Below are 12824 nucleotides of genomic sequence, written 5' to 3' on the forward strand. Positions count from 1 at the left end.
CAGACTCTGCCTTGGAATGGAAACATGGGCGCAGCATCCTGCCTGGAACAGGACGCCGCGCCCCGGTGTTCCGCCCACTGGGAGTGCGCTCCATGAAGCGTTTATGCTGGCCCGGCCTTCTCCTGCTCGGATGCGCCATCATGCCTGCTCGCGCAATGCCACCACATGAAAAGCCGCTCGCTCCGCGCGTGCAGGTCATCGGCCACCGCGGCGCACCGGCGTTTTATCCCGAACACACGCTGGCCTCGTATGCGCGAGCCATCGACGACGGTGCCGATTTCATCGAACCGGATCTGGTCATGACCCGCGACGGCGTACTGGTGTCGCGTCATGAAAACGAGATCGGCGGCACCACCGATGTAGCCAACCACCCTGAATTCGCCGACCGCAAGACGACCAAGCGCATCGACGGACACGAAGTGAGTGGCTGGTTCACCGAGGACTTCACACTGGCCGAACTAAAGACCCTGCGCGCCCGCGAGCGTCTCCCCGCCTTGCGCGGCACCGCCCACGATGGCCGCTTCCAGATCCTCACCTTCGACGAAATCATCGATTTCACCGCCGCCGAATCTGCCATACGCGGACGCGTCATCGGTCTCATCCCCGAGATCAAGCACAGCACCTATTTCCGCGAACGCGGCCTGCCGATGGAAACGGCCGTGCTGACGACGCTCGGTGCCCATGCCTATACACGCACCGCACCGGTCGAGATCCAATCGTTCGAGATCGCGAACCTGAAATTCCTGCACGAGAAACTCGGCGGTGCCGACGCCCATCGGCAGCACCCCAACATGCGCCTTCTGCAGCTGATCGACACGCCGGACCGACGCCCCTACGATGTGGCCGCTTCCGGCAGCACGCTGACCTACGCGCAGATGATGACGCCCGAGGGACTGCGTGACGTGGCCCGCTACGCCGACGCCATCGGCCCGCCGCTCGAGGCGATCATCCCGCGCACGAACGAAAACACCCTTGGCACCCCGACCGGACTGGTGCATCGCGCCCACGCGGCCGGCCTGGAAGTCCATCCCTACACATTCCGTCCGGAAAACCGCTATCTGGCCCGGGAATTCCAGCGGGGCAACGATCCGAACGCCGCACACACGGCCGGGCTTATCGCACAAATCCGCGGCTTCCTGGCCGCCGGCATCGACGCCTTCTTCACGGACGACCCCGCCGCGGGACGTGCGGCGGTGGAGGATTTCGCTTCACCGCAATAAGGCTTTCACGGCGCATCTGGACACATTCGCTATGATCGAACGGATACCGCGGCCCGCCGCGCCGCACGGGAATCCGCCGCCGCATGCCCAGCCTGGAACGCCTCTACCGCAAACTTGTCGTCGATTCGGACCCGTCGCCGCGTAACGGTGCCGCCCTGCACGAAGACGAACCGCGCAACTTCTTCCTGTTCGTCGGCAGCCACTTTCTGACCAAGCTCGGCGATGCGCTGAGCAATCCCAAGACCACGCTGACCTGGCTCGCCGGAAGCCTGGGCGTGGCCGGCTGGATGACCGCGCTGCTGGTGCCGCTGCGCGAATCCGGCAGCATGCTGGTGCAGATCGGACTGGCCGGCATCGTCGAACGCTTCCGGCACCGCAAATGGGTATGGACCCTGGGTGCGCTGCTGCAGGCCGGCTGCATGTTCGGCATGGCGCTGTGCGCGCTGCTGCTTCGCGGCTACGTCGCGGGACTAGTGCTGCTGGGCCTCCTGGCGCTGTTCGCGTTGTCGCGTAGTCTGTCGTCGGTGGCCTCCAAGGATGTGCTGGGCCGCACACTGCCGAAGCGGCGTCGGGGACGCGCCAACGGCTGGGCCGCCAGCACCGCCGGCGTGGCCACGCTGGGCATCGGCGCCACCGCCGCCTGGCTGGGACCCGGACAGTTTCCGGCTCCCGACTATGCCTTCGTGCTCGCGGGCGCGGGGCTCATGTGGGTCGTGGGCGCACTGCTGTTCGCGGGGGTGCGCGAACCGGCAGCCGAAAACGGCGGCACCGATACCGACACGCGCCTGCGCATGCTCTTCCGCGACCGACGCCTGCAACGCTTCGTCATCGCGCGTGCGCTGCTCATGTGCACCGCCCTCTCGGCGCCGTACTACGTGATGCTGGCGCACCGGCACGGCGGCGAGACCCTGCGCCTGTTGGCCGTATTCGTCACCGTCGACGGCATCGCCTCGATGCTCGGCGGGCCGGTATGGGGACGCCTGGCCGACCGCTCCAGCCGCCACGTGATGCTCATTGGCGGACTGGCGGCCTCCGTGCTGGGTGCCGTGCTTGCAGTCCTGGCGTTCGGCTACAGCGCGCTGCTCAGTCCGGCCTGGTTCATGCCGCTGATGTATTTCCTGCTGTCCCTGGCGCATCAGGCCGTGCGCACCGGCCGCAAGACCTACGTCATCGACATGGCCGAAGGCGACACGCGCACCGACTACGTCGCCGTCAGCAACTCGGCCATCGGCGTCCTGCTGCTGATCGTTGGTGGCGGCATCGCCGCGCTTTCTTCCTGGTCCCTGTCCGCTGCATTGGCAGTTCTGGCGGCGATGGGCGGTTGCGGAGCCTTATTGTGCGCGCGGCTTCCATCGGTCACGGACGGCGAAGACTGAATCCGCCCGCGACCCGCGCATGCTCATTTGAGCATTTTTCTGTGCGCATGAATCGACATCAGCACGCCGAAGCCCGCCAGCAAGGACACCGCCGACGTGCCGCCGTAGCTGATGAGCGGCAACGGCACGCCTACCACCGGCAACAGACCGGTGATCATGCCGCCATTGACGACCACGTAGACGAAGAAGCTCAATGCGATCGAACCGGCCAGCAGCCTCGAGTACGTTTCCCGCGCCTCGGCGGCAATCCACAGACTGCGGCCGACGATGAACAGATACAGCGTCAGCAGCAGCAGCACACCGAACAGACCGAATTCCTCGCCGAACACCGCGAACACGAAATCGGTGGTGTGCTCGGGCAGGAACTCAAGATGCGACTGGGTGCCGTGCTGCCAGCCCTTGCCGAAGAAACCGCCGGAACCGACCGCAATCTTGGACTGGATGATGTGCCAGCCCGCACCCAGCGGATCGGATTCGGGGTTCAGCATCGTCAGCACGCGCTGCCGCTGGTAATCATGCATGAAATGCCAGGCGACCGGCGCCGCCAGCACGGCCAGTCCCAGCAGCGACAGAATGCGCTTCCAGCCCATGCCCGACAGGAACAGGACGAAGGCACCGGCCGCGGCCACCAGCAACGCGGTGCCCAGATCCGGCTGTTCGGCAATGAGGCCCACCGGAATGCCGATCAAGACCGCCGCGCCGAGCGTGTGCTTCCATGATGGCGGCAGGTGCCGCGGATGCAGATACCAGGCCACCATCATCGGCGTGGTCAGTTTGAGCAGCTCCGACGGCTGGAAGCGCACGACGCCCAAGTCCAGCCAGCGATAGGCGCCACGTCCCTCGCCGACGATGGCGACGATCACCAACAGCAGCACCGAGAAGCTGTACAGCCACGGCGTCCATGTGCGCAGATCGCGCGGCGAGATGCGCGAAATCAGCAGCAGCAGCAGACCGCCGAGCAGAAAGCGCAAGGCCTGATTGATCACCAGTCGCACATTCTCGTCGCCAGCGCTGTAGAGCGTGATCAGACCGGCGCAGGCCAGTACGCTCAATCCGCCCATCAGCGGCCAGTCCAGACGCTTGTGTTCCCACAACCGCACCGCGAAGCGACGCAAGCGCATGCCGAGTGCGTTCATCATCGCGATGCCCCCGGCGAATGGCTCGTCGCTTGATCGACTGTCGGCGGCGGCAGCGAACCCGGTGGCTGCTCGGCCAGCCACGCATCGAAGATCTTGCGTGCGATCGGCGCCGCGACACTGCCGCCCCATGCCCCGCGTTCGACGACCACGGCCACCGCGATGCGCGGATCACTGGCCGGCGTGTAGCCCTCGAACAGCGCGCGGTGCCGTTTCGCCAATGCCTTGAGGTCGGTCCGGTCTTCGTAGGCCTTGGTCGTCCGCGAGTAGCGCTCGGCAGTGCCGGTCTTGCCCGCGATGATGTACGGGAATCCGTCGCCCAACCCGTGCGCCGTGCCCTTGTCCGCATTAACGACTGCGATCATGCCCTTACGCACCACTTTCCAGTCGTTCGGATCATGTGCGATCGGCTTGCCGGGCGGCGGCGGCTTGACCGGCTTGCGCTTGCCGTCGACACCGGCTCGCGTCGCCACGAGCAGATGCGGACGGTGCGGAACGCCGCCGTCGGCCAACGTGGCCAGCGCATTGGCCAGCTGGATCGGCGTGACCACCCAATAGCCTTGCCCGATGCCGGAAATGACCGTCTCGCCCGGATACCACGGCTGATTGCGATGGATGCGCTTCCACTCGCGCGAGGGCAGCACCCCGGCCGCCTCGCCGGGAAGGTCGACGCCGGTCGGTTTGCCGAAACCGAATTGCGCCATCCAGCTGCTCAGCTTGTCGATGCCCATGTCCAGCGCCAGCTTGTAGAAATAGGTGTTCACCGAGCGCTCGATGGCATAGACCAGATCCGTACGGCCCACTCCGCCGCGCTGATCGTCGCGATAGCCGCGCGACTGCCCCGGGATGTAGAACACGCCGGTCGACATGACCGTATCGGAAGGTTTGCGGAAGCCCAGCTCCAGCCCCCCCAGACCGATGAATGGCTTCACCGTCGAACCCGGCGGATACCCGCCGCGAATGGCGCGATCCAGCAGCGGCTTGTCCGGGTCTTTCAGCAATTGCGAATAATCGGTGCGACTGATGCCACCCACGAAAAGATTCGGATCGAAACTGGGCACGCTGACCATCGCCAGGACCTGCCCATTGCGCGGGTCGATGGCCACGGCGGCGCCGGCCTTTCCGTCGAACGCCGCATAGGCGGCCTTCTGCAGACGCGCATCGATGCTCAGATACAGGCTCTCTCCCGGTACGGGCGGATGCGTCTGCAGCACGCGCTGCACGCGCTGGTCGGCATTGACCTCGACCACTTCGTAACCCGGGTCGCCGTGCAGCTGGCTCTCGTAATAGCGTTCGATGCCGGTCTTGCCGATGTGCGTGGTGCCGTCGTAACGATCTGGATCGACGTGCTTGAGTTCTTCCGCATTGATGCGCCCGACATGCCCGACCACATGTGCGAACAACGCGCCCTGCGGATAGTTGCGACTCAGGTATGGCACCACATCGACGCCGGGGAAACGCCAGCGATTGACCGCGAACCGGTCGATCTCGTCCTCGTTCAGGCGCAGCTTCAGCGGCACGCTCTGGAACGCGCGATGCTGTTTCAGGCTGCGGTGAAAATCCTTCAGATCCTGGTCGCTGAGATGAACCACCATGCCCAGTTGCTGCAGCATGTCGTCCATGTTCTTGACGCGTTCCGGCACTACATCGAGCCGGAATGCCGGCACGTTGTCCGCCAGCAGCACGCCGTTGCGATCGTAGATCAGACCGCGCGGCGGCGGCAGACGCCGCAGGTGCACACGGTTCTGCGTCGAACGCGTCGCATATTCGTCGTGCTGCACCACCTGCAGCCAGAAGAAGCGTCCGGCCAGCACCAGCAGGGCAAGGGCCACCAGCACGAAACCGGTCAGCGCACGCACCCGGAACAGATGCGCCTCGATCTGCTCGTTCTTGATGCGAGTCCGCTTCAGCGCCATCGATCACGCGCTCCCATTCTCGTCCCGCTGAATGCCGCGTGCGCGCTCATGCCTCGTGAGCGCGCAAACGAGCGCGCACGTCGTCGAGCAGCAGGAACAGGAACGGCCACACCACTGCGCCGACCAGCGGCGCCGCGGCAAAACTCAGCGGCGGCAGGGGATAGCCGGCAAAGCTGCGCAGGATCAGATCGATGATGCGATCGTTGGCCAGCAACGCCAGCACGGCCAGCGCCTGCTGCCACATCGGAAAAAAGCGCAGCCGCGCACGGAAACGCAGCACGATGAACACCAGCACCGTCAACCGCAGCGCCTGTTCGCCCAGCAGAATGCCGTCGATCACATCCGCGCCCAGACCGATGGCGAACGCCACACCCAGACTGACCACGTCATTGGATTCCAGCGCCCAGTAGATCAGCACCAGTGCCGGCCAGTACGGCTTGAACGCCATCACGCTCTGCGGCAGGGGCAGCAGCATCAGCAGCAGAGACAGCACCACCGTGCTCCAGAAGACGATGGCGCGAACGCGTTGCCGGTTCATCGCGACCTCCGAGCCGAAGTCGACGACGAGCCGACCGCATCCGGCGCGAGTGCACGGGGCGGTCCGTCGACGCTGGCCGGGGCCGGGGGACCGACGGGCGGCGCCAAGTCGCGCAGCAACAGGACCTCATCGGCACGCTGCATGTCCGCACTCGGTTTGGCACGTGCCGTCAGGAACATCCCCGACAGCTGCGGCTCGACATGCGTGATCGTGGCAACCGGAAAGCCCGGCGGAAAACGCCCGCCAAGCCCCGAACTGACCAGCTTGTCGCCCACGCGCACATCCGCCGACACCGGGATCGTGGTCAGCGAAAGCTGTCCGGACTCGTGCGATCCATGGGCCACCGTGCGCAAGCCGGTACGGGTGTCCGTCACGGGAATGGCGTGATCGGGATCGGTGATGAGCATCACCGTGCAGGTCCCGGGCAGCACCTGCGTCACCTGTCCCATGATGCCGTGTGCATCGATCACCACCTGCCCCACCTTCACGCCCTGATGCGCGCCGGCATTCAGGGTCAGACGATGGCTGAAGGCACCCAGATCGATGTCGATGACCCGTGCCAGCTGCACGTTCATACCCAGTTGTCGGCGCGTATCCAGCAGCTTCTTGAGGCGCTTGTTCTGGCGCGACACCGCGGCCATGTGATTCAGTCGCGCGTTGGCCAGAAGCAGATCGACGCGCAACTGCTTGTTCTCCTCGGTCAGCTTCCGGCGATCGGCAAACGCCACGCGTGCGGCGCGGAACCCGGATGCCGGCAATCCGGCCAGGTGATAGAGCGGCTCCACAACAATGGCCGCGCCGTAGCGCACCTTGCCCATCCAGTGTCCGCGGTGGTCGAGCACCATCAGCACGGAGGCGATCGCCAGATAGACGATCAATCGCAAGGTTCCCGCCATGTTGGCGGAAAACAGCGAACCCCCGTCACGTGTCAATGTCATGCCCTTCCCGCCGGCGTCCGATACGCATGCTGACGCATCCGCCGTTTGCCTGCCATTACTCGCCGGTGAAGAAGTCGCTGCCGTGCTGGTCGATCATCTCCAGTGCCTTGCCGCCGCCACGGGCGACGCAGGTCAACGGATCGTCGGCGACCTGCACGTACAGGCCGGTCTCCTCGGTGATCAGGCGATCCAGGTCGCGCAGGAGCGCGCCGCCGCCGGTCAACACGATGCCGCGCTCGGCGACGTCCGAGCACAGTTCGGGCGGGGTCTGCTCCAGCGCGGCCTTGACCGCGGCGACAATGCCGGAAATGGGCTCGTGCAGCGCCTCCAGCACTTCGTTGGAGTTGATGGTGAACATGCGCGGCACGCCCTCGGCCAGATTGCGGCCGGAGATCTCGATCTCCTTGACCTCGGCCTGCGGATAGGCGCAGCCGATCTCCAGCTTGATGCGCTCGGCGGTGGAATCGCCGATCAGGGTGCCGTGGTTGCGGCGCACGTAGTTGATGATGGATTCGTCGAAGCGGTCGCCGCCGATGCGCACGGACTGCGAGTAGACGACGCCGTTGAGCGACATCACCGCCACTTCCGAGGTACCGCCGCCGATGTCGAGCACCATCGAGCCGCGGGCTTCGTGCACCGGGATACCGGCGCCGATCGCGGCAGCCATCGGCTCCTCGATCAGGAACACGTCGCGGGCGCCGGCGCCCTCGGCCGATTCCTTGATGGCGCGGCGCTCGACCTGGGTCGAACCGCACGGCACGCACACCAGCACACGCGGGCTGGGACGCAGCATGCGCGACTTGTGCACCTGCTTGATGAAGTGCTGCAGCATCGCCTCGGTCATGGTGAAGTCGGCGATCACGCCGTCCTTCATCGGACGGATGGTGGTGATCGAACCGGGCGTGCGGCCGAGCATGCGCTTGGCGGTGCTGCCGACGGCCTCGACGCGGCGCGGTGCACCCGAGCCGTGCTCGTGGCGAATGGCGACAACCGAGGGTTCGTTCAACACGATGCCCTCGCCACGCACGTAGATGAGCGTGTTGGCCGTGCCCAGATCGATGGAGATGTCGTTGGAGAAGAACCCGCTAAACCATTTGAACATTGCGCTGCACGCCGCCCTTGCGTGTGATGGGGAAATAAGCAGGTCAGTCTAGTCAGCGCCGACAGGCTGCGCAAGCAAACAATCGTTAAGAAAGTCTTTGTTTCGCCTAGAGATGCACGCAATTTCGCATCTCGCGCATGAACGCCCTCGCGTGGCTTTCGCACGGGTTTACGCATCCTGGGTCGCCGGATCGGCTCGTAGACGATAAAATGTCCAGGTTTTGTGCGGATGCGGCTCCATGGGCCCGCGTCCGTCCACCTTTTCGCACGGGGAACGCACCACGCATGTCTGCCTTGATCTGCGGCTCGCTGGCCTACGACACCATCATGGTCTTCGAGGACCGCTTCAGGAACCACATCCTTCCGGACAAGGTGCACATGCTCAACGTGGCCTTCCTGGTCCCGGGCATGCGCCGCGAATTCGGAGGCTGCGCCGGCAACATCGCCTACAACCTGAAGCTGCTGGGCGAGGACCCGATCCCGATGGCGACGGTCGGCCAGGACTTTGCGCCCTACCGCACGCATTTCGACGCATGCGGCATCGATCTGAGTCAGGTCAAGGAACTGCCCGAGCTGTTCACGGCGCAGGCGTTCATCACGACCGACCTCGACGACAATCAGATCACTGCGTTCCATCCCGGCGCGATGATGCACTCCAACGAGAATCATGTCCGTGACGTGGCAGCGGCCACGTTCGGCATCGTTGCGCCCGATTCGCGCGAAGCCATGCTTCAGCACGCCAAGGAATTCGCCGAGCGCGGCGTTCCGTTCATCTTCGACCCAGGCCAGGCCATGCCGTTGTTCAACGGCCAGGAATTCCGCAACCTGATCGAAATGGCGCAGTTCGTCACCGTCAACGACTACGAGTCGCAGGTATTGCAGGAGCGTACCGGCTGGACGCCGCAGGACATCGCGGCGCGCGTGAAGGGATACATCGTCACGCGCGGCGCCAAGGGTTCGCATATTTACGCCGACGGCGTTCTGCACGAGATCCCGCCGGCCAAGGTCAACAAGGTGGCGGATCCGACCGGTTGCGGCGATGCCTACCGTGCAGGCCTGATCTTCGCGCTGATGCGCGACATGGACTGGCCGACCGTGGGCCGCGTGGCCTCGCTGATGGGTGCGCTGAAGGTCGAGCATCCCGGCACGCAGAACCAGCGCTTCGACTTCGCCCATTTCGCCGAGCAGTTCCAGCAGCAATACGGCTACGCGCTCGACGCCTGATTTCCCGCGCTCAGTCTTCCACGCGGTACTGCATGGTCGCTTCGACGGCCCTCTGCCAGCCTGAATACAATGCCTCGCGCCGCACGGAGTTCATCTGCGGCGTGAAGCATCGATCCAGTGACCACAACTTGGCGATCTCCTCGCGATCACGCCACACGCCTGCGGCCAGCCCAGCCAGGTAGGCAGCCCCCAGTGCCGTGGTCTCGTTGATTTTCGGACGGATCACCGGCACGTCCAGTATGTCGGCCTGGAACTGGGCCGTGAAATCATTCGCGATCGCGCCACCGTCGGCGCGCAATTCCTTCAGCTCGATGCCCGCATCCTGCTGCATCGCGTCGAGCACGTCGCGTGTTTGATAAGCCATCGATTCCAGCGCGGCGCGGATGAAGTGCTCTTTCTGCGTGCCGCGCGAAAGTCCGAAGATCGCCCCACGCACATCGCTCTGCCAATACGGCGCTCCCAATCCGGTGAACGCCGGCACCATGTAGACGCCGTCGTTGTCGCCGGCGCGTTCGGCGTAGGCCTGGGAGTCACTCGCTTTGCCCAGCATGCGCAAGCCGTCGCGCAGCCACTGCACCACCGATCCCGCTACGAAGACGCTGCCTTCCAGCGCATACTCCGTTGTTTCGCCGATGCGCCATGCCGGCGTGGTCAGCAGACCGTGTGTCGAAATCCGCGCTTCTTCACCAGTATGCATCAGCAGAAAACAGCCGGTACCGTAGGTGTTCTTTGCCATTCCCGGCTCGAAGCATGCCTGACCGAACAACGCCGCTTGCTGGTCGCCGGCGATGCCGCAGATCGGTACATCGTGACCGAAGAAGTGCTTCGCCTGGATCCGGCCGTATTCCTCGCTGCAACCGCGCACTTCAGGCAGCATCGATTTCGGCACGCCGAAGAGCTCCAGCAGATCGTCGTCCCAGCGCTGCCGATGAATGTCGTAGAGCAACGTTCGCGAGGCATTGGTGATGTCGGTGACATGCACCTGGCCGCCGGTCAGATTCCAGACCAGCCAGCTGTCGATCGTGCCGAACAGCAATTCGCCCTTCTGCGCGCGTTCCCGTACGCCTTCGACGTTCGCGAACAGCCACTTGATCTTCGTCGCCGAGAAATAGGCATCGATCAGCAAACCGGTACGTTCGCGCACCAGCTTGTCGGTCTCGCTATTACGCATGTGTCGGCACAACTCGGCCGAATGCCGGGATTGCCACACAATCGCGTTATGCACCGGTTCGCCGGTCTTTCGATCCCAGACAACGGTGGTTTCGCGTTGATTCGTGATCCCGATTCCCGCCACGCTCGACGCATCCACCTCCGCGTTGTGCATGGCCTCGGTCAAGGTCACGAGAACGCTTGTGAGGATTTCGCGCGGTTTGTGTTCGACCCAGCCCGGTCGCGGGAAAATCTGCTCGAACTCACGCTGCGCCTTGCCCACGACCCGCCCTTCGGCGTCGAACACCATCACCCTGGAGCTGGTCGTGCCCTGGTCGATCGCCACGATGTGATCGCGTTCTCTGCTCATGCCCCCGCTCCCTGGATTTTGGATTCGTCGGCCACGCCCAGTGACTGCACGGCATCATGCATATAGCGTTCCAGCTTCTCGATCGATGGTTTGTCGACACGAAGTCCCAGTTTGGTGCGCCGCCACAGAATGTCCTCCGCCCTGCGGGCCCACTCGTTACGGATCAGATAATCGACCTCTGCGCGATACAAATCTCCGCCGAAATGCGCACCCAGATCCTGCATGCATCGGGCTTCGCCCAACAAAGTTTCCGTACACGTCCCGTAATGACGCAACCAGCGATGCGCAAGCGAAGCCGGCAACCATGGCCAACGACGCGACCATGTGTCGAGCATCCGTTCGGCATCGGCGAAATCACCGCCAGGTAGCGGGTCGCCGTCTTCGGTCCAGGCAGGTCGATCCAATTCCAGTTCCTCGACAAGGCAATCCACGGCATCTTCGGCCAGACGGCGGTATGTAGTGATCTTGCCGCCGAACACATTCAACAGCGCGGCCCCCGACGTTGTATCCAGATCGATGCGGTAATCGCGGCTGACGGAGGATGCGCTACCGCCTTCGTCCAGCAACGGGCGCACGCCACTGTAGGACCACACCACGTCGCTCGGTTGGATGCGCTGCGTGAAATAGCGATTGACGGCTTCGCACAAATAGCGCATTTCCTCGTCGTCGATGCGTACTGCGGCGGGGTCTCCTTCGTAATCCACGTCGGTGGTGCCGATCAGGGTGTAATCGGCTTCATACGGAATCGCGAAAACGATCCGTCGATCCGGTTGCTGAAATAGATAGGCGTAATCGTGTTCGAACAGTCGCGGCAGGACGATATGGCTGCCTTTCACCAGCCGCAAGTTCGGATGTTCTTGTTCTCCCAACACCTCACCGAGGAAGCTTCCCGCCCAGGGACCGCATGCGTTCACCAGCATGCGAGCCTTCACGACCTCCCGCTTACCTCCCGAGTGCTCCAGGACGGCAACCCATCTTCCGTCTTCCACTTTTGCGGAGATGCATCGTGTGCGCACAAGAATCTTCGCACCGCGTCGCTCGGCATCCATTGCATTCAAGACAACCAGGCGCGCATCTTGCACCCAGCCATCCGAATAAACGAAGCCGCGGCGGTAACTACTCTTCAACCCGGCACCACTGACATGCTCGCGCAAATCCACGGCCTTCGAATCCGCCAGCGTGCGATGAGCTGCCCCCAGATGGTCGTATAGAAGCAGTCCAAGCCGAATCATCCAGGCAGGTCGTAGATGCGACTCGTGCGGCAACACGAACAATAGCGGCCAGGTGATATGTGGTGCGAGACGGAGAATCACTTCGCGCTCGGCGAGCGCCTTGGCCACCAATCGGAACTCGTACTGTTCCAGATAACGCAGCCCACCGTGAATCAGCTTGGTGCTGGCGCTGGAGGTGTGGGCGGCCAGATCATCCTGTTCGCACAGCAACACGGATAATCCGCGCCCGACTGCATCTCGTGCGATACCTGCACCATTGACGCCGCCCCCGACGATCAGCATGTCGATGTCGTAGTGCACACTGGCCTCCAGTTCGTGTGCTGTTCGCTGACTGGAGCCTTACGCTAGCACGCCGCATGGGAAAGACATCTAACGTCATGCATGACCCGATGTCAGCCGAAGGCAGTCCCCAATCGGAGGCATCACTGCATACATCTGGACGCGAAGAGTTGGCAAACGAGTACTTATGTTCCCATCTAGTGCTGCAGCATCCGTCAGCGCGTTGCATCGCCAGGGCGGTGCGCTCCGTTCGGTGCACGCCGGGACGCGATGCATAAAAAAAGCCCCCGAGGCATCTCGGGGGCTTTTCGTATGAGGTCCCTGGCGGTGACCTACTCTCGCATG

At 63.8% G+C, this 12824-nt stretch carries 10 protein-coding genes; 3 read left to right on the plus strand and 7 right to left on the minus strand.

Annotated elements, in window-relative coordinates; translation table 11 throughout:
• The first annotated feature begins 155 nt into the window (after window positions 1-155).
• Both BTJ49_RS03600 and BTJ49_RS03605 read left to right on the plus strand, forming a co-directional pair.
• Window positions 156-1220, plus strand: coding sequence for a glycerophosphodiester phosphodiesterase (locus BTJ49_RS03600; protein WP_113063950.1), 1065 nt, complete (start codon window positions 156-158; stop codon window positions 1218-1220).
• An 83-nt stretch (window positions 1221-1303) separates the two neighbouring features.
• Complete coding sequence (locus BTJ49_RS03605; RefSeq protein ID WP_113063951.1) at window positions 1304-2596, plus strand: MFS transporter; 1293 nt, start codon at window positions 1304-1306, stop codon at window positions 2594-2596.
• 23 nt (window positions 2597-2619) lie between these two features.
• On the opposite strand, the gene rodA is transcribed toward BTJ49_RS03605, so the two are convergent.
• From rodA to BTJ49_RS03630, 5 genes are read right to left on the minus strand one after another with little or no spacing between them, the layout of a single operon-like run.
• Entirely contained in the window at window positions 2620-3735 is a 1116-nt protein-coding gene (gene rodA / locus BTJ49_RS03610) for a rod shape-determining protein RodA (RefSeq protein WP_113063952.1), read from the minus strand.
• Window positions 3732-5648, minus strand: coding sequence for a penicillin-binding protein 2 (gene mrdA / locus BTJ49_RS03615; RefSeq protein ID WP_113063953.1), 1917 nt, complete (start codon window positions 5646-5648; stop codon window positions 3732-3734). Before mrdA ends, rodA begins: the two co-directional genes overlap by 4 nt.
• A gap of 46 nt (window positions 5649-5694) precedes the next feature.
• Window positions 5695-6186: a rod shape-determining protein MreD gene (gene mreD, locus BTJ49_RS03620; RefSeq protein ID WP_113063954.1), complete on the minus strand. Its 492-nt coding sequence runs from the start codon at window positions 6184-6186 to the stop codon at window positions 5695-5697.
• A complete protein-coding gene (gene mreC, locus BTJ49_RS03625) occupies window positions 6183-7124 on the minus strand; it encodes a rod shape-determining protein MreC (protein WP_113063955.1) in 942 nt (313 codons plus the stop codon). The genes mreD and mreC overlap by 4 nt, the downstream gene beginning before the upstream one ends.
• A 55-nt stretch (window positions 7125-7179) precedes the next feature.
• Window positions 7180-8226 (minus strand): rod shape-determining protein, encoded by a 1047-nt coding sequence (locus BTJ49_RS03630; protein ID WP_113063956.1) that lies wholly within the window; start codon window positions 8224-8226, stop codon window positions 7180-7182.
• Window positions 8227-8510: 284 nt separating this feature from the next.
• Between BTJ49_RS03630 and BTJ49_RS03635 the strand changes: the two genes are divergently transcribed.
• On the plus strand, window positions 8511-9449 hold the full coding sequence (locus BTJ49_RS03635; protein ID WP_113063957.1) for a carbohydrate kinase family protein: 939 nt from the start codon (window positions 8511-8513) through the stop codon (window positions 9447-9449).
• Between the two features lie 10 nt (window positions 9450-9459).
• Here the strand turns inward: BTJ49_RS03635 and glpK are convergent, their stop codons facing one another.
• Both glpK and glpD read right to left on the minus strand, forming a co-directional pair.
• Complete coding sequence (gene glpK, locus BTJ49_RS03640; RefSeq protein WP_113063958.1) at window positions 9460-10968, minus strand: glycerol kinase GlpK; 1509 nt, start codon at window positions 10966-10968, stop codon at window positions 9460-9462.
• Window positions 10965-12482: a glycerol-3-phosphate dehydrogenase gene (gene glpD, locus BTJ49_RS03645; protein WP_113064043.1), complete on the minus strand. Its 1518-nt coding sequence runs from the start codon at window positions 12480-12482 to the stop codon at window positions 10965-10967. Before glpD ends, glpK begins: the two co-directional genes overlap by 4 nt.
• Window positions 12483-12824: the final 342 nt, after the last annotated feature.

This window comes from Oleiagrimonas sp. MCCC 1A03011, from assembly GCF_003267965.1.
Taxonomy (GTDB): Bacteria; Pseudomonadota; Gammaproteobacteria; order Xanthomonadales; family Rhodanobacteraceae; genus Oleiagrimonas; species Oleiagrimonas citrea.

Bases quoted from the DNA above. Each gene is read 5' to 3' on its own strand.
- mrdA (WP_113063953.1), bottom strand. From the start codon at position 5,648: ATGGCGCTGAAGCGGACTCGCATCAAGAACGAGCAGATCGAGGCGCAT.
- glpK (WP_113063958.1), bottom strand. From the start codon at position 10,968: ATGAGCAGAGAACGCGATCACATCGTGGCGATCGACCAGGGCACGACC.
- BTJ49_RS03630 (WP_113063956.1), bottom strand. From the start codon at position 8,226: ATGTTCAAATGGTTTAGCGGGTTCTTCTCCAACGACATCTCCATCGAT.
- rodA (WP_113063952.1), bottom strand. From the start codon at position 3,735: ATGATGAACGCACTCGGCATGCGCTTGCGTCGCTTCGCGGTGCGGTTG.
- mreC (WP_113063955.1), bottom strand. From the start codon at position 7,124: ATGACATTGACACGTGACGGGGGTTCGCTGTTTTCCGCCAACATGGCG.
- BTJ49_RS03605 (WP_113063951.1), top strand. From the start codon at position 1,304: ATGCCCAGCCTGGAACGCCTCTACCGCAAACTTGTCGTCGATTCGGAC.
- BTJ49_RS03600 (WP_113063950.1), top strand. From the start codon at position 156: ATGCCACCACATGAAAAGCCGCTCGCTCCGCGCGTGCAGGTCATCGGC.
- BTJ49_RS03635 (WP_113063957.1), top strand. From the start codon at position 8,511: ATGTCTGCCTTGATCTGCGGCTCGCTGGCCTACGACACCATCATGGTC.
- mreD (WP_113063954.1), bottom strand. From the start codon at position 6,186: ATGAACCGGCAACGCGTTCGCGCCATCGTCTTCTGGAGCACGGTGGTG.
- glpD (WP_113064043.1), bottom strand. From the start codon at position 12,482: ATGCTGATCGTCGGGGGCGGCGTCAATGGTGCAGGTATCGCACGAGAT.